This is a genomic window from Azospirillum sp. (assembly GCF_050789165.1).
On record NZ_JBOZRT010000150.1, the window covers coordinates 17,631 to 33,310 of the forward strand.

Genomic DNA, 15,680 nt, shown 5'->3' on the forward strand with positions numbered 1-15,680 from the left:
GTGCGGCCGCGCGGTCAGACCCGGCTGGACTGGCGGTAATAGCTCAACACGAAGGTCCGGATGGCGGTGGACAGATCCACCTCCGTGGGCTTCGTGGCGTCCAGCTCGCCGCAGAGGTCCGCGACCGGCCGTCCCTCGCGCCGGGCCGCCTCGTCGAGCCCGTCCCACACCGTCCTTTCCAGTGAAAGGCGGGTCTGGCCACCGGTCAGCGCCAGCGTGCGCTCCAGCATGATCGGCTCGGAGACGAGCGCGAACAGGTCGATGAGACGCGATTCGCGGGTCAGGGCCCTTCTTTCCAGCTGCATGACGAAATCTCCTTGGCGGCTTGGACAGCCGCGGGTCCCGTCTTCTTAGCCGCACCCCGATCGTTCGCGCAGTGAAGGATTTCACAGCCCACACGGGGCCGCTGCCGCACAGTCGGCGTCACAAACGCCCCCTACCCCAACCAAGGACAACGACATGAACGCGATCTCCCAGGCCTCCATGATCCGCGGCGCCGACGGCCGCCTGTACGCCGTGAACGCCCGTGGCGTCACCGCCGTCGCCGAGCCCGGCAACGCCGTCCGCTCGTCGCTGCGCGTCGGCGAGAAGGCCGCCTTCGACGCCGCCGACCACGAGGCGTCGCGCGATTACGTCTCCCCGGGCATGTGATCGCCGGGATACTTCCCGCGTTCTTCGGGTCCGCGGCGGCCGGCCTTCACCCGGCCCACCGCCGCGGCCCGCCCGTACGTCCGACACCCTCCCGGCCGGCCACCGCTCCGGCCACCGCTCCGGGTCAGACCACGATGCCCCTCGACGAGATCGCCTCCCCGCTCATCGCCGATACGGCCAAGGCCCACACGGCCGGCACGCACCGCATCGTCCCGCCGGAGCAGACGCTGGCCCGCGTCGCCCCCTACCTGCCCGTCATGGGCATCACCCGCGTCGCCAACGTCACCGGGCTCGACACCGTCGGCATCCCGGTGGTCATGGTGACCCGGCCCAATTCGCGCTCCGTCGCCGTGTCGCAGGGCAAGGGCGTCACGCTGGCCGCCGCCAAGGCATCGGGCGTGATGGAATCCATCGAGTCCTACCACGCCGAGCGCATCACCCTGCCGCTGAAGTACGCCAGCTATGAAGAGCTGCGCTGGACGCACCGGGTGTGCGACGTGTGGCGCCTGCCGCGCCTGTCCACCAGCCGCTTCACCCCCGACACGCCGCTGATGTGGATCGAGGGCACCGACCTGATGAGCGGCGAGCCCACCTGGGTGCCGTTCGAGATGGTGCACCTCAACTACACCCTTCCGCTGCCGCCGGGCCACGGCTGCTTCGTCGCCAGCTCGAACGGCCTGGCGTCCGGCAACCACCGGCTGGAGGCGACCAGCCACGCGGTGGGCGAACTGGTCGAGCGCGACGCCTCCACCCTGTGGCGCCTGACGGACGGCGACGCGCAGGAGACGACGCGCATCGACCTGTCCACCGTGACCGACCCGCACTGCCGCGCCCTGCTCGACAAGCTGGACCGCGCCGGCGTGGACGTCGGCGTGTGGGAGATGACCAGCGACGTCGGCATCCCCGTCTTCATCGCCCGCATCGTGCCGCGCGAGGACTCGCCGCAGCACACCGTCCGCCCGGCGGTCGGCAAGGGCTGCCACACCGCCCGCGAGGTGGCGCTGAGCCGCGCCCTGACCGAGGCGGCGCAGAGCCGGCTGACCTTCATCGCCGGCGCGCGCGACGACATGTCCCGCGCCGAGTACCTGAAGCACCTGGACAGCGCGCTGCACGCCCGCTGGAAGGAGTGCATCCGCACCGGCTCCGGCGGGCGCGACTTCACCACCTGCCCGACCTCGTCCGGCCGCAGCATCGAGGACGACCTCAAGCACCAGCTCGCCCGCCTCAAGGCCGTCGGCATCGACGAGGTGGTGGCGGTGGACCTGACCAAGCCGGAGTTCGGCATCCCGGTGGTCCGCGTGGTGATCCCCGGCCTGGAAGGCATCGACGAATCCCCCGACTACCTGCTGGGCCAGCGGGCGCAGCGCGTTCTGGAGACCCGGTCATGAGCGACGTGTACGTCTTCCTCGGCCCCACCATGCCGCGCGACGACGCGGCGCGCGAGCTGGACGCCGTCTTCCTGCCCCCCGTGGCCCAGGGCGACGTGATCCGCGTGGCCGAGCGCAAGCCCGCCGCCATCGGCATCATCGACGGCTTCTTCGAATGCGTGCCGGCGGTCTGGCACAAGGAGATCCTGTTCGCCATCCGCCAGGGCATCCCGGTGTTCGGCGCCTCCAGCATGGGCGCCCTGCGCGCGGCCGAGCTGCACCCGTTCGGCATGATCGGCGTCGGCTCCATCTTCGAGGCGTACCGCGACGGCCGCCTGGAGGACGACGACGAGGTCGCCATCCAGCACGGCCCGGCGGAGCTGGGCTATCCCATGCTGTCCGAGGCGATGGTCAACATCCGCCGCACCCTGGCCGACGCCGAGGCCGAGGGCGTGCTGTCCCCCGACGTCACCGACGCGCTGGAGTCCATCGCCAAGGAACTGCCCTACCGCGAGCGCGGCTACGGCCGCGTGCTGCGGCTGGCCGGCGAGATGGGCGTCGATGCGCAGGATCTCGCCCGCTTCAGAAGCTGGCTGCCGACCGGCCGCGTCGACCAGAAGCGCGAGGACGCCCGGCTGATGCTGCGCACCGTGCGCCGCTTCCTCGGCCAGGAGGTGGCGCTGCCCGAGCCGCGCTTCCACTTCGAACACACCGCGCTGTTCGACCGCGCCGTGCGCGAGGCTGCCCACCTGACCTGACTCGAAACGTGCATTGCATGCCGCATTCCGCTACCGATCATACTCCCGTATACATAACGGAGATGAACGACGGTTCGGAAGCGGAGCGGCCGATGCGGGGTGACGGTGTGATCGACGTGGCGGAGGTGCTTCGCCGCAACCAGCTGTTGAGCGCGCTCGACCAGAGCGAGATGGCGGAGCTGCTCGGTCTCGGCCACCTCGTGCAGTACGACCCCGACACGCTGATCTTCGACAAGGGCGACCCCGGCGATTGCCTGTACGCCATCCTCAAGGGGCAGGTGGGCATCCACACCTCGTCCGAGGACGGCAAGATGATGATCCTGAACTTCCTCGACCCCGGGGAGGTGCTGGGGGAGATCGCGCTGATCGACGGCAAGCCACGCACCGCCGGCGCCACCGCGCTGCGCCCGACCGAGCTGTTCCGCATCGACCGCGCCGCCTTCATCCCCTTCCTGGAACGCCACCCGCGCTTGGCGATCCGCCTGCTGGGCGTGCTGTGCGAGCGGCTGCGCTGGGTCAGCGAGGGCATCGAGGACGCGGTGTTCCACGACGTGCCCCGCCGGCTCGCCAAGAAGCTGCTGCAGCTCGCCGAGGCCTACGGCCAGCCGACTCCGGCGGGGGTGCGGATCACCCAGGCGGTGTCGCAGGAGAACCTGGCCAGCATGCTCGGCGTGACCCGCGAGATGGTCAACAAGAGCCTCAAGGCGCTGAAGACCGCCAACGCCATCACCTACACCAAGGGATTCCTGGTCGTCACCAACCTCGACCTGGTGCGTGACATGGCCGGCGAGGCCGTACGTCCGCACGACAAACTTTAGAATGACGAGAATCTGATTCCCTTCGCAGCCGAAAAGTTTTATCCCCATAGAGGGCTGCAATCACGCTATAGTGTGGCCGATACACCCCTATCCTGCCACACGGGGGATGAGAGACGTATGCCTGAACGCGGGTCGCCGACGCAACACGCCGCCAATCCCCAGGGGATCAGCCCCCTGGTGAGCCGTTCCGTCACCATCGCCGGCCAGAGCAGCCAGATCCGGATCGAGCCGTCCTACTGGGAGGCGCTCGAGGAGATCAGCCGCCGCGAAGGCCTGGACATCAACGATCTGTGTGCCGACCTGAAGGAGCGGCTGGACATCCAGAACCGCCGCAACGACTCCGGCGTGTCGCTGGCGAACGCGGTGCGGGTGTTCGTCGTCGGCTATTTCCGTCAGGCCGCCACCGAAGCCGGCCACAGCCGCGCCGGCCACGGCCGGGGCGAGCCGCTGGTCAGCACCCCTTTCAGCCGCCAGGGCTGACCTTCAGACAGGGGCAAACCGGCATATTCTTTTGGTCATAGCCGCGACCTGAAGACTATGCCGGCCAGGATGGCTTTGTTAACACTCCTCGCCGGCACCAGAAACCGCACGCCGGACAGGGGTATATGGCCGACCCGACAATTCCCGCCACCGCGCACCGCACCGGCCGATTCGGCTGGGCGCCGGAGTTCGCGCTGATCGGGGGCGGAACGCTGGTGATGTTCCTCACCATGCGCGGCAACTATCTGCTGTTCCACACGCTGGCCGAACTGTTCAGCATCGTGGTGGCGACCGCGACCTTCGTGATCGCCTGGAACACCCGGCACGCCAACCAGTCGCAGTTCCTTTCCTTCGTCGGCCTGTCCTTCCCGTCGGTGGCGGTGCTCGACCTGCTGCACACCCTGTCCTACAAGGGCATGGGCGTCTTCCCCGGCGGCGACACCAACCTGCCGACCCAGCTGTGGATCGCCGCTCGATTCGTCCAGGCGGCGAGCTTCCTGGCCGCCCCGCTGCTGCTGCCCAGCGCCCGGGTGGCACCGGGGCTGGTGCTGGGGCTGCACGCGGCGCTGGTCACGCTGATCCTGGCGCTGATCTTCCCGCTGGGGGCCATGCCCGACTGCTTCGTCGAGGGGCAGGGCCTGACCGACTTCAAGATCGCCAGCGAGTACGCCATCTCCGGCGTGGTGGCGCTGGCGTGCATGGCGCTGTGGACGCGGCGGCGGCATTTCGAGGGCGGCACCTTCCCGCTGGCGCTGGCCGGATTCGCGCTGCTGATCGTGCAGGAGATGACCTTCACGCTGTACCAGGACCCGCACGGCCTGCTGAACGCCTTCGGGCACTTCATCAAGATCGTGTCCTACTACCTGCTGTACCGGGCGATCGTCGTCACCGCGCTGCAGAATCCCTACGACACCATGTTCCTGCGCCTGTGCCGCAGCGAGCAGGCGTTGCGCGACCACCTGGGCAGCGCCGAGGCGATGATCGCCGCGCGCACCGCCGAGCTGCGCGAGAGCGAAGCGCGCTGGAAGGCGCTGCTCGACTGCTCCAACGACTGGTTCTGGGCCACCGGCACCGACGGCCGCTTCACCGAGGTGTCGCCGCGCGCCCGCGAGGCGCTCGGCCGGCCGTCCTTCGACCTGATCGGCCGCGTCCCCGCCGACCTTCTCGACCCGGCGCGGCCGCCGGACGACTTCCCGGTGTTTCAGGACGCGTTGCGCGAGCATCGGCCGTTCCGCCGGCTCTCCTTCCCGGTCGACACGACGGTGTCGACCGGCTGCTGGCTGATGTTCAGCGGCATGCCGCGCTTCTCGCCGGACGGCGTGTTCCTGGGATTCCGCGGCACCGCCAGCGACATCACGGAGCGCCGCCGCGCCGCCGAGGCGGCCCGGCAGAAGCAGACCATGGCGGCGCTGGGCGGCCTGGTCGGCGGCCTGGCGCACGAGATCAACAACCTCCTGCAGCCGGTCATCAGCCTGAGCGACCTGGCGCTGAACCGCGCGGGCGAGGACGCCCGGCTGCGCACTTACCTGACGGCGGTGCGCGACAGCGGGATGAAGGCGCGCATCATCATGCGCGACGTGCTGGCCTTCGCCCGCACCGAGGTCGCCGTCTCGCCGCCGGCCTCGGTGGGCGAGGCGGTGCGCGGCGCCGTGGAACTGGCGCGCCCCGACCTGCCGCCCGGCATCCGGGTGCTGGTCGGCATCGACGACCGCCTGCCGGCGGTGACCATCACGGCGACCGAGCTGTCGCAGATCCTGCTCAACCTGATCCGCAACGCCTGCGACGCCATGCCCACCGGCGGCACGTTGACACTGTCCGCCTGCGTGGTCACGCTGAGGGACCCGGAGGCGAGCCGGCTGGAGATCGCCGAAGGCGACTACGTCCGACTCACCGTGGCCGACACCGGCACCGGCATGGACGAAGCGACCCGGCAGCGCGTGTTCGAGCCCTTCTTCACCACCAAGCCGGTGGGGCTCGGAACCGGACTGGGGTTGTCTGTGGTGTACGGCATCGTGCGCAACGGCGGCGGCGTCATCGCCGTGGACAGCGCGGTCGGCCGCGGCACCGCGGTGATGATCGACATGCCCATGGCGAAGCCCGCGGGCGGGCGAGCGCCGGGGAACGAGACGACGAGCGAGACGAAGAACGAGAAGGAGCCCGCCCATGGCGAACATATTGGTGGTTGAGGACTCCCCCGCGGTCCGCATGGCGATCGTCGAGGTGCTGGAGTCCCTCGGCCACACGGTGACCGAGGCGGAGAACGGCCGTCTCGCGGTCGAGCAGCTGGCGGGCAGGAGCTTCGACCTGGTGGTCACCGACGTGCTGATGCCGGAGGTGGACGGCATCGAGGTGATCAAGGCGGTGCGCCGCGCCAAGCCGGACACCAAGATCCTGGCGATCTCCGGCGGCGCGCCCAACCTGCCGGCCGGCTACGCGCTCAAGCTGACCGAGATGTTCCGCGCCGACGCGGTGCTCTACAAGCCCTTCATGAACGACGAGCTGCGGCAGGCGGTCGGCGAGCTGGTGGGGTGACCGCCGGCCGCGCGCCGATCCATTCCCCGCCGGCCGGATCCCCGCCGAAGGCATCGGCCGGCAGGCCCGCTGTCGCATTCTGCCGCACATTCCCTGAATTCGCGGCGTGATTGGACTCGAACTATATAGCTAACATTGTCAGCCAGACCGCTCCCGGGACCGGCACACCGAGGCCCATCGATGGCTGACATCATTGACATGAAGGATTGGCTGTCGAAGAGCGCCAACGGGAGCGCCGAGAGCATTCCTTTGCTCGAACGGCTCGAATGCACGCGTCTGCGGATGGTCACCGACCTGGAGGCGATGATCGCCCACTGCGAGATGGTCTCGGAGTACTGCGACAGCCACGTCGTCGCCGACGCCGTCGGGAAGCTCATCGGCTATCGCGACATCATCCTCGGCAGCAATCCCGCCGCGCCGGAGGCCGCCCGCGTCTACACCGGGATCGCGCTGGCCCTGGAGAAGGTCGGCAACGACGTGTCCCAGGCGATCCGCGAACAATTGGACACCGTGCTGTTCGGCGGCGAGCCGGCCTGAACGGGCGCCCGGCCTCAGAACAGCCGGCCGCCGTCCGGCACCGCTTGGCCGGGGCCGATCAGCACCACCTCCCCCTCCGCGTCCGGCAATCCCAGCACCAGGCATTCGGAGCGGAACTTGCCGATCTGCTTGGGCGGGAAGTTGACCACCGCCAGCACCTGCCGGCCGACCAGCGCGTCCGGCGCGTAATGGCGGACAATCTGCGCCGAGCTGCGCCTGGCGCCGATCTCCGGCCCGAAGTCGACGATCAGCTTGATGGCGGGCTTGCGCGCCTCCGGGTACGGCTCGGCGGCGGTGATGGTGCCGACGCGGATGTCGACCTTGAGGAAATCGTCGTAGGTGATGGTCGTCGGGGTGTCCGTCATGGGCGCCACGCTACCACGGCACCCCGGAAACGCAAAAGGGCCGCTCCGGTGCGGAGCGGCCCCTTGCGGTTCCCGAAGGGAAGGACGCTTACTTGCGCGCCTTCTTGGCGCCGGCGATGGCGCTCTTCACCTCGTCCAGGCTCTCCGACACGCGCTTGGCGAGCACGTCGGCGGCCTCGGTGTTCGACTTGGCGACCATCTCGCTCAGCTCGCGGATGTTGGCGAGCGAGCGCTCGAAGGCGGCCTTGACCAGCTCGGCCTGCTTGGCGGCCTTGTCCTCCGGCGAGCCGGCGGCGATCACCTCGGTGGCGGCGGTGCCGGCCTCCTCCAGGGTCTGGCGCAGGATCTCGGCCTGACGGCGCAGCACGGCCTGCAGGCCCTCGATGGCCAGCTGGTTGGCGGCGGTCACCGCCTCGATGTTCTTGCGCTGGGTGGCGATGATCGAGTCCACATCGACGCCGGGGAGCTTAAGATCGCCCAGCACCTTGGAGAAATCCGTGTCGAAGAACGGGTTACCGGTCGGCTTGGTGGCCATGTTTCATCCCCGAGTAGGTCCGGCCCGGCTGCCATGCAGCCAGCAGGGCGTGAGTGGAAGTGCCCACACCTTAATCAAGGGCCTGCTGCAGCGCAACATACAAGACGCCGCACCGCTCCACCTTCAACCGGCCGGGGTCTCCGCCGGTTCCGCGGTTTTTTCCGCCTTGGGGCGGCGCAGCGAGTTGGCCCAGGACTCGGCCCGGCGCAACTCGGAATCGAGGGCGGCCATGGTGCGCGCGAGGTCGGCGGTGTCGTCCTTCAGAAAGGTGCGCATCACCCGGGCGTGCACCGCGCCCAGCCCCGCCACCAGCGCCCCGCCGCCCCGCCCGTCCGGGTCCACCCCGGCCGCTCGCAGCATCCAGGCCATGGAGCGCGCGTAGGCGCTGGAGAAGGCGAACACGGTCAGAGGTTCGCGCGGCAGGTCGCGGGCAACGGCGGCGAGTCCGGCGCGGTACGGCACCAGCGCGTCGAAACGCCGCATCATCACGTCGAACACCCGGTCGCGGGCGGATTCGGACAGGTCGGGCGGGGTGTCGTCGCCGAGCACCGCCGCGTCGGCCAGTTCGGCGACGCCGGCCAGCAGCGACGCGCGGGTCGGGAAGCGGCGGTACAGCTCGCCGAGCGGCACCGGCACGGCGCGCGCCACGTCGGCCAGCCCGGTGCGCCGCCAGCCGCGCTCGGACGCGAGGTCCATGGCGCGGTCGAGGATGGTGCGGGAGAGGTCGTCCATGGAGGTGAATGTGCGGTCGAAGCGCGGCCGCTGCAAGGTGCTGCCGCCCGGCCCGCGCCGCTTCAATTTCGTCATCCCCGCGAAGGCGGGGATGACGGCCAAAAAACGGAACGTCAGTCCTTCTTCACCGCCGCGACGCGCCCGCCGGTCATGCTGACGAGCTGGTCCGGGGTGAGGCGGAACACCGCGTTGGGCGTGCCCGCCGCCGCCCAGATCTCGCCCAGCGCCATCAGGTCGTCGTCGATCAGCACCAGCGGCGGCACGGCGTGGCCCAGCGGCGGGACGCCGCCGATGGCAAAGCCGGTCTTCTCGCGGACGAAGTCGGGGTCGGCGCGCTCGATCTTCTCGCCGATCAGAGCACCCACCGCCTTCTCGTTGACGCGGTTGGCGCCGCTGGCGATCACCAGCACCGGGGTGCCGGACTCCTTCGCCCGGAAGATCAGCGACTTGGCGATCTGCGCCACCGTGCAGCCAACCGCGGCCGCCGCCTCGTCGGAGGTGCGGGTGCTGGCCTCGTGCTCAAGCACGCGGTGCCCGAGGCCGATCGCGTCCAGAATGGACTGGACGCGGGCGGCCGATGGACTCAGGGCCGGGCTGAGCGTGGTCATGGCCTTACGAGAACAGGCTGGAGACCGAACGCTCTTCGCTGATGCGCATGATCGCCTCGGCGATCAGCGGGGCGATGGTGAGCTGGCGGATGTTGCGGCTGACGCGCACCGCCTCCGTCGCCTGGATGCTGTCGGTGGAGACCAGCATCTCGATGGGGGCCACCGCGATGCGGGCGACGGCGCCGCCCGACAGCACGCCGTGCGTGACGTAGGCGCCGACCGACTTGGCCCCGGCCTCCATCAGCGCGACCGCGGCGTTGCACAGGGTGCCGCCGGAATCGACGATGTCGTCCACCAGGATGCAGCGCGTACCCTGCACCTCGCCGATGATGTTCATCACCTCGGACACGCCGGCGCGCTCGCGGCGCTTGTCGATGATGGCGAGGTCGGCGTCCAGGCGCTTGGCCAGCGCGCGGGCGCGCACCACGCCGCCGACGTCGGGCGACACGATGGTGAGCTCGTCGTCACCGAAGGCGGTGCGGATGTCCTTCTCGAACACCGGGGCGGCCATCAGGTTGTCGAGCGGGATGTCGAAGAAGCCCTGGATCTGGCCGGCGTGCAGGTCCATGGTCAGCACGCGGTTGGCGCCGGCCTGGGTGATCAGGTTGGCCACCAGCTTGGCCGAGATCGGCGTGCGCGGGCCGGTCTTGCGGTCCTGGCGGGCGTAGCCGAAGTACGGGATCACCGCGGTGATGCGCCGGGCCGAGCCACGACGCAGCGCGTCGATGGTGACCAGCAGCTCCATCAGGTTGTCGTTCGCCGGGAAGGACGTCGACTGGATCACGAAGACGTCCTCGCCGCGGACGTTCTCGTTGATCTCGACGAACACCTCCATGTCGGAGAACCGCCGGACGCTCGCCTTCGCCAGCGGAACACCCAGGCACGTGGAAATGGCTTCGGCAAGCGGACGGTTGCTGTTGCCGGCAAGCACCTTCATCGCAATCGGCTCTCTCTGAAGGAGGTTCGCATCGGGTGCGGCGGACGGCCCTCATGGCCCCGGCTGCACCCCCCGAAAAACGCGCGGGACCATAACAAAGGGTCGCACCCCTGTAAACGTTCTATGACGCTCGTCGTAAACAGGCCGCGCAGGGGTCCGTTGCACTCAGCGCGGGGTATACCTGGACAGATAATTGCGCAGCTTGAGGTCCGCCTTGGCAAAGTGGTCGAGGAACCAGAACTGCAGCACCTCGTCCGCCTTGCGCTTGACGTAGCCGAAGTCGAAGGCGGACTCGCGCGCCTCCACCTGCTCGATCAGCTCGTTCAGAAGCTCCAGCAGGCGGGCGTGCTGCGCCTGGTGTTCGGCGATGTGGGGAAAGCGGATGGAGGCCTGCACCCGCTCCTCGCGGGCGAAGTGACGGATCGTCTGGCGGCGCAGCGCGTAGAGCACGTCGAGGGCTGCGTCGCGCTGCTCCTCGCTGCCCGGCGTGGCGACGAAGCGTCGGATCAGGTCGTGCTGCTCGTGGTGGTCGGAGTCGAGACCACCGTGGTCGATGTTCATCTCCTCGCGCCAGTCGAGAACCATGGCCCTCCTCCGCTCGGCCGCCGGACCACACCGACGGGGTACGCCCGATCCCCGACTCGGCGCGTTTGCGCCTCCCGATCATGAACCGCGGAAGGGGGCTTGGCAATCAGCTTAAGATGTCAACAGTGCGCCTTGCTGACTTTATTCGGCGCCGTGGGCGGCGGCGTAGGCCTCGGCGCGGGCGCGCAGCGCGGGCGGGATCGGGATGGAGCGGCGCGTCGCGAAGTCGATGGCGACAGAGACCAGCTTGCCTTCGAAATAGCGCGTGCCGTCCTCGCCGTCGCCGAGGACGCGGAATCCCAGGCTGGAGCCACCGAGCGTCTCCAGCAGCACCGAGACGTTCAGGCGCAGTCCCGGCTCCATCGGCGTGCGGAAGTCCACCGCGGTGTGGACGGTGGGCGCGCCCTGCCCCGCCGCGATCAGCTCCGTCCAGGACGCGCCGCCGACGTGGCTGAACCACGCCTCCACCGCCTCGGTGATGTAGTCGAAGACGCGCGGCGTGTAGAGGATGCCGGCGGGGTCGCAGTCGCCCCACTTCACCGTACGGGCCTGCACGAGACGGTCCATGGCGGGGGTCCTCACGGCTGCAGCGCGATGGCGGACAGGCCGCGGCCGTAGTCCGTCTCGCCGCGCAGGCAGGCGCGGCGGTAGCTGAAGAAGCGGCTTTCCTCCGCCAGCGTGTCGTTGGGGCAGCGCGCCACCACCTCCACCCCCGCCTTGGCAAGGCGGTGGCCGACGTAGCCGGCGAGGTCGAACAGGAAATGCCCCTCGCGACGCGACGGCGCGAAGAAGTCGCCGTTGCGGTCGTCCTCGGCGAGGATCGGGCCGGGAAACTCCGGCCCCACCTCGTAGGAGCGCATGGCGATGCACGGGCCGACGGCGGCGACGATGCGCTCGCGCTTGGCGCCCAGCTCGATCATGCGCTCGATGGTCGCCTCGACGACTCCGCCGCGGGCGCCCTTCCAGCCGGCGTGCGCGGCGCCGACCACCTTGGCGCGCTCGTCGGCGAACAGCACCGGCGCGCAGTCGGCGGTGAGGATGCCCAGCGCCAGTCCCGGCGTGCGGGTCACCATGGCGTCGGCCTGCGGCCGCTGGTCCGGCGCCCAGGGCTGATCGACCACCAGGCAGGTGGCGCTGTGGATCTGGTAGAGGCTGACCATCCGCTCCGGCTTCACGCCCATGCGCCCGGCGGCGCGTGCCCGGTTCTCCGCGACCGCCGCCGGATCGTCGCCGGAGCCGAGGCCGCAGTTGAGCGAGGCGTACAGCCCCGTGGACACGCCCCCCTCGCGGGTGAAGAAGGCGTGGCGGATGCCGTTGAGGTCGTTGAGCGCGCCGAGGGTGATCATGGTGCGTCTGCGTCGGGAATGGGGAAGCTAACCTGCCGTTTCGGCGGCGTTCTGTCCATCCGTTCGATGGGTCAACGGTTTGAGGCGTGCGTCAAAAGCCTTGGAACAGGAGATCAAGAGCCTCCAGGATCCGGTCGTGTTCGTTGGCGAGATTGGCAATACGGTCGGTCAGTTCGCCGCGATGGACGCTGGCCATGAGGTGAGTCGCCATGACCACACTCTCACCCGCCACAGAAAATATCGGGTGCAGGCGCCGCGCCGGTTTGGAATAGGCGACGACTCTCAGCAGCGGCACCACCATGCGCGTGTCCAATCCGTCCAGGAGGTCGGACTGCACATCGAGCAGGAAAATGGCGTCGCTGCCGGCGTCCGGATTCGCGAAAACGTCGTAGCGAGCCATCAGAACCGGCGGTGCCGCGCCAGGGGAAGCCCTTTCGCAGCAACATACGCGTTTGCGGCCTCGATAGCCTCCCGGTTCTCACACTTCCACGCTTCGGCGCGTGCGCGGGCGAGTTCCTGCGCCAGACCCTCTTCACATGCGCGCGACACGTTGATGCCGCAGGCCCGTGCCTTGTCCAAGAGGTCGGCGTTGAGCGTGACGTTGGTCGGCCGTCGCGGGGCGCCAGCGTCGAACAAATCGTCCGGGGCCATACCGTCCTCCACAGGATCCATCAGACAGATATGCGCATGCACATGCGCATGCGTCAACTCACCCCCTCGAACCCCGCCGGCGGACCGAAGCCGGGGCTGGCCAGCGCCAGCGCCTTGAACAGGGTGCCCATCCCCTCCCCGTCCACCAGACGGCCGAGCGCGGAGTCGATGTCGGCGGCCTGCTTCGGCGTGGCGCTGCGCTTCAGCACCTGGGCGCGCTGCTGGATGCCGAGGCGCAGCAGCAGTTCGCCCTGGGTGACCGGGCCGTACGCCTCGGCGCCGCCGTCGCGGGCGGCGGCGGCCAGGGAGGCGAAGTCGACGTGCGCCGTCAGGTCGGCGTCGCCGGGCGACTCCAGCACCGGGACGAAGGCGTGTTTGCGCAGCGCCTGCAGGGTGTCGCCCACCGCCGGGCCGTGCCCGTAGCCGTAGTCGATGACCAGCGCGGCGCCGGGGTGCGCCGCCAGACGCTCGCCCAGCAGCCGGGCGACGGACTGGCTGGCCGGCGACACCTCGACGATGCTGCCGACCGGCGACTCGCGCAGGCCCTCCGGCACGAGGTTGCGGCCGGGGCTGCGGCCCAGTTCCAGCACGAAGCGGAAGCGCGGATCCTCGTCCGGGGCGTCGGGGTCGAGGTCGACCAGCCGCTCGGCCCAGCCGTGCACGGTGCGCTGCACCTGACGGATCGGCAGGGCGTCGAAGAACTCGTTGGCGATGACGAGGCTCGGGCCGTCCGGGACGTCGTCGAGGCGGTCGTGCCAAGTCGGCTCCGCGCCCAACGCGGCGCGCTGGCGCTCGCGGAGGTGCGGGCTGGTCTCCACGAGGTGCACGCGCGCGGCGGCGCGGAACGGCGGCAGGATCGCCGCGGCGCGCAGCGCGTCGGCCATCAGCGTGCCGCGGCCGGGGCCCAGTTCGATCAGGTGGATCTCCCGCGGCCCGCCCAGGCGCTGCCACGCGTCGGCGCACCACAGGCCGATCAGCTCGCCGAACATCTGGCTGACCTCCGGCGCGGTGACGAAGTCGCCGGCGGCGCCGAACGGGTCCTGCTTCATGTAGTAGCCGAAGCGCGGATGCCCCAGCGTTTCGGCCATGAAGGCGCCGACGGTCAGCGGCCCCTCCAGCGCGATGCGGCGGGCCAGCGCGCGCGCCAGCGTGTCGGCGGTGCTCACGCGGGCACCGGGCGGCGCGGGCGGCGCAGCGCCATCCACAGGCCGACGAGCACCATCGGGATGGAGAGCAGCTGCCCCATGGTGGCGCCGCCCCACAGGAAGCCAAGCTGCGGGTCCGGCTCCCGGAAGAACTCGGCGACGATGCGGCTGAGGCCGTAGCCGATGAAGAACAGGCCCGCGGTCATGCCCGGCCGCGCCCGCACCGCCGGGCTGCGCACCACCACCGCCAGGATCACGAACAGCAGCACGCCCTCCAGCGCCGCCTCGTAGAGCTGGCTGGGATGGCGCGGCACCTGGAGGGGGTCGCGCGGGAACACCACCGCCCAGTCCACGTCCGGGGCCGGGCGGCCGTACAGCTCGCCGTTGATGAAGTTGGCGATGCGGCCGAAGAACAGCCCGATGGGCGCCGCGGCGCAGACGAGGTCGGCGAAGGCGAAGGGCGACAGCCCGCGCCGCCAGCAGAACAGCAGGATTGCCGCCACCACGCCCAGCGTGCCGCCGTGGAACGACATGCCGCCGTGCCACACCGCAAGCGCTTCAAGCGGGTCCTGGAGGTAATAGGGCAGATTGTAGAACAGCACGTAGCCGAGGCGCCCGCCGAGGATGACGCCGAGCACCGCCCAGGTCAGGAACTCGTCGTAGTCGTCCGGCGCCGGCCGGCCCGGGTTGGCGCGGGCGAGGCTGAGGCAGTAGCGCCAGCCGAGGATGAAGCCGGCCAGATAGGCCAGCGCGTACCAGCGCACCGCGATCGGCCCGACCGAGACGGCGACCGGATCGATGGCGGGAAAAGGAATGGCGAGCATGCTGACTCCCGTCAGGCGTACGGATCCGGCTGCGACAGGTAGTCCTGCACGTAGCGTCGCACGCCTTCCTCCAGTTCGGTGAACGGCGCGTCGTAGCCCACGGCGCGCAGGCGATCGGTGCTCGCCTCGGTGAAATATTGGTACTTGTCGCGCAGATGCTCGGGCATGTCGAAGTACTCAATCCGCGGCGCCTGCCCCAACGCGGCAAAGGTCGCCTCGGCGAGGTCCTTGAAGCTGCGCGCCTTGCCGGTGCCGACGTTGAACAGGCCGGACACCTCCGGGTGGTCGAGCAGCCAGAGCATGACGTCCACCACGTCGCCGACCCAGATGAAGTCGCGGCTCTGCCCGCCGTCGGGAACGCCGTCGCGGTGCGACTTGAACAGCCGCGCCGTCTCGCCCGCCGCCAGCGTCGGGTAGAGCTTGGCGACGACGCTCATCATGTCGCCCTTGTGCGTCTCGTTGGGGCCATAGACGTTGAAGAACTTGAGGCCCGCCCACTGCGGCGGCGCCGTCTCGCCGTCCAGCACGGCGCGGGCGACGCGGCGGTCGAAGACGTGCTTGGACCAGCCGTAGGGGTTGAGCGGTCGCAGCTCGGCCAGCGCCTCGATCGAGCCGTCGTCGACGAAGCCCTGGGCGCCGTCGCCGTAGGTGGCAGCCGAGGAGGCGTAGATGAAGCGGGCACCCCGCCACGCGCACCACGTCCACAGGTCCATGGACAGCGCCACGTTGTTGGCGACGATCTTGTCCACGTCGCGCTCGGTGGTGGCGGAGATGGCGCCCATGTGGAAGACCACGTCGATCTCGGCGGC

At 69.8% G+C, this 15,680-nt stretch carries 22 protein-coding genes; 8 read left to right on the forward strand and 14 right to left on the reverse strand.

Going from position 1 to position 15,680, the window contains the following annotated elements; genetic code table 11:
• Nucleotides 1-14: 14 nt before the first annotated feature.
• Nucleotides 15-305 carry a ribbon-helix-helix domain-containing protein gene (locus ACRWK7_RS31040; RefSeq protein ID WP_431861058.1) on the reverse strand — a complete coding sequence of 97 codons (291 nt, stop codon included), beginning with the start codon at nucleotides 303-305 and terminating at the stop codon, nucleotides 15-17.
• 154 nt (nucleotides 306-459) lie between these two features.
• Here ACRWK7_RS31040 and ACRWK7_RS31045 point away from each other — a divergent pair, with 154 nt between their 5' ends.
• The 8 genes from ACRWK7_RS31045 (at nucleotide 460) to ACRWK7_RS31080 (ending at nucleotide 7,143) form a co-directional block, all read left to right on the forward strand.
• Nucleotides 460-651 (forward strand): hypothetical protein, encoded by a 192-nt coding sequence (locus tag ACRWK7_RS31045; protein WP_431861060.1) that lies wholly within the window; start codon nucleotides 460-462, stop codon nucleotides 649-651.
• 134 nt (nucleotides 652-785) lie between these two features.
• The gene (locus tag ACRWK7_RS31050; RefSeq protein ID WP_431861062.1) at nucleotides 786-2,039 is read left to right on the forward strand and encodes a YcaO-like family protein; all 1,254 of its coding nucleotides are present in this window, start codon (nucleotides 786-788) and stop codon (nucleotides 2,037-2,039) included.
• Nucleotides 2,036-2,776 carry a TfuA-like protein gene (locus ACRWK7_RS31055; RefSeq protein ID WP_431861064.1) on the forward strand — a complete coding sequence of 247 codons (741 nt, stop codon included), beginning with the start codon at nucleotides 2,036-2,038 and terminating at the stop codon, nucleotides 2,774-2,776. Before ACRWK7_RS31050 ends, ACRWK7_RS31055 begins: the two co-directional genes overlap by 4 nt.
• A 92-nt stretch (nucleotides 2,777-2,868) precedes the next feature.
• On the forward strand, nucleotides 2,869-3,594 hold the full coding sequence (locus ACRWK7_RS31060) for a Crp/Fnr family transcriptional regulator (RefSeq protein WP_431861066.1): 726 nt from the start codon (nucleotides 2,869-2,871) through the stop codon (nucleotides 3,592-3,594).
• A 177-nt stretch (nucleotides 3,595-3,771) separates the two neighbouring features.
• Nucleotides 3,772-4,074 carry a ribbon-helix-helix domain-containing protein gene (locus ACRWK7_RS31065; protein WP_431861068.1) on the forward strand — a complete coding sequence of 101 codons (303 nt, stop codon included), beginning with the start codon at nucleotides 3,772-3,774 and terminating at the stop codon, nucleotides 4,072-4,074.
• A gap of 125 nt (nucleotides 4,075-4,199) precedes the next feature.
• The gene (locus ACRWK7_RS31070) at nucleotides 4,200-6,260 is read left to right on the forward strand and encodes an MASE3 domain-containing protein (protein WP_431861070.1); all 2,061 of its coding nucleotides are present in this window, start codon (nucleotides 4,200-4,202) and stop codon (nucleotides 6,258-6,260) included.
• The gene (locus ACRWK7_RS31075; protein ID WP_431861071.1) at nucleotides 6,238-6,606 is read left to right on the forward strand and encodes a response regulator; all 369 of its coding nucleotides are present in this window, start codon (nucleotides 6,238-6,240) and stop codon (nucleotides 6,604-6,606) included. The genes ACRWK7_RS31070 and ACRWK7_RS31075 overlap by 23 nt, the downstream gene beginning before the upstream one ends.
• Before the next feature lie 180 nt (nucleotides 6,607-6,786).
• The gene (locus tag ACRWK7_RS31080; protein WP_431861073.1) at nucleotides 6,787-7,143 is read left to right on the forward strand and encodes a hypothetical protein; all 357 of its coding nucleotides are present in this window, start codon (nucleotides 6,787-6,789) and stop codon (nucleotides 7,141-7,143) included.
• Nucleotides 7,144-7,157: 14 nt separating this feature from the next.
• Here the strand turns inward: ACRWK7_RS31080 and ACRWK7_RS31085 are convergent, their stop codons facing one another.
• From ACRWK7_RS31085 to rfaD, 13 genes are all read right to left on the reverse strand, one after another.
• Nucleotides 7,158-7,508 (reverse strand): tRNA-binding protein, encoded by a 351-nt coding sequence (locus tag ACRWK7_RS31085; RefSeq protein WP_431861074.1) that lies wholly within the window; start codon nucleotides 7,506-7,508, stop codon nucleotides 7,158-7,160.
• Nucleotides 7,509-7,596: 88 nt separating this feature from the next.
• Nucleotides 7,597-8,043 carry a phasin family protein gene (locus ACRWK7_RS31090; protein WP_431861076.1) on the reverse strand — a complete coding sequence of 149 codons (447 nt, stop codon included), beginning with the start codon at nucleotides 8,041-8,043 and terminating at the stop codon, nucleotides 7,597-7,599.
• Between the two features lie 123 nt (nucleotides 8,044-8,166).
• On the reverse strand, nucleotides 8,167-8,841 hold the full coding sequence (locus ACRWK7_RS31095) for a TetR family transcriptional regulator (RefSeq protein WP_431861078.1): 675 nt from the start codon (nucleotides 8,839-8,841) through the stop codon (nucleotides 8,167-8,169).
• Nucleotides 8,842-8,888: 47 nt separating this feature from the next.
• Entirely contained in the window at nucleotides 8,889-9,383 is a 495-nt protein-coding gene (locus tag ACRWK7_RS31100) for a YbaK/EbsC family protein (RefSeq protein ID WP_431861080.1), read from the reverse strand.
• Nucleotides 9,384-9,387: 4 nt separating this feature from the next.
• The gene (locus ACRWK7_RS31105) at nucleotides 9,388-10,320 is read right to left on the reverse strand and encodes a ribose-phosphate pyrophosphokinase (RefSeq protein WP_431861081.1); all 933 of its coding nucleotides are present in this window, start codon (nucleotides 10,318-10,320) and stop codon (nucleotides 9,388-9,390) included.
• A 165-nt stretch (nucleotides 10,321-10,485) separates the two neighbouring features.
• Nucleotides 10,486-10,905: a bacteriohemerythrin gene (locus ACRWK7_RS31110; RefSeq protein ID WP_431861083.1), complete on the reverse strand. Its 420-nt coding sequence runs from the start codon at nucleotides 10,903-10,905 to the stop codon at nucleotides 10,486-10,488.
• Between the two features lie 141 nt (nucleotides 10,906-11,046).
• Nucleotides 11,047-11,472 carry an acyl-CoA thioesterase gene (locus ACRWK7_RS31115; protein ID WP_431861085.1) on the reverse strand — a complete coding sequence of 142 codons (426 nt, stop codon included), beginning with the start codon at nucleotides 11,470-11,472 and terminating at the stop codon, nucleotides 11,047-11,049.
• An 11-nt stretch (nucleotides 11,473-11,483) separates the two neighbouring features.
• On the reverse strand, nucleotides 11,484-12,251 hold the full coding sequence (pgeF, locus tag ACRWK7_RS31120) for a peptidoglycan editing factor PgeF (protein ID WP_431861087.1): 768 nt from the start codon (nucleotides 12,249-12,251) through the stop codon (nucleotides 11,484-11,486).
• 91 nt (nucleotides 12,252-12,342) lie between these two features.
• Nucleotides 12,343-12,651, reverse strand: coding sequence for a CcdB family protein (locus tag ACRWK7_RS31125; protein WP_431861089.1), 309 nt, complete (start codon nucleotides 12,649-12,651; stop codon nucleotides 12,343-12,345).
• The gene (locus tag ACRWK7_RS31130; protein ID WP_431861091.1) at nucleotides 12,651-12,902 is read right to left on the reverse strand and encodes a type II toxin-antitoxin system CcdA family antitoxin; all 252 of its coding nucleotides are present in this window, start codon (nucleotides 12,900-12,902) and stop codon (nucleotides 12,651-12,653) included. The genes ACRWK7_RS31125 and ACRWK7_RS31130 overlap by 1 nt, the downstream gene beginning before the upstream one ends.
• A gap of 53 nt (nucleotides 12,903-12,955) precedes the next feature.
• Complete coding sequence (locus ACRWK7_RS31135) at nucleotides 12,956-14,068, reverse strand: class I SAM-dependent methyltransferase (protein WP_431861093.1); 1,113 nt, start codon at nucleotides 14,066-14,068, stop codon at nucleotides 12,956-12,958.
• Nucleotides 14,065-14,871: a prolipoprotein diacylglyceryl transferase gene (gene lgt, locus ACRWK7_RS31140; RefSeq protein ID WP_431861095.1), complete on the reverse strand. Its 807-nt coding sequence runs from the start codon at nucleotides 14,869-14,871 to the stop codon at nucleotides 14,065-14,067. Before lgt ends, ACRWK7_RS31135 begins: the two co-directional genes overlap by 4 nt.
• Nucleotides 14,872-14,882: 11 nt before the next feature.
• Nucleotides 14,883-15,680 (reverse strand): ADP-glyceromanno-heptose 6-epimerase (gene rfaD, locus ACRWK7_RS31145; protein WP_431861097.1); only part of this gene is annotated, 798 nt, incomplete at its 5' end.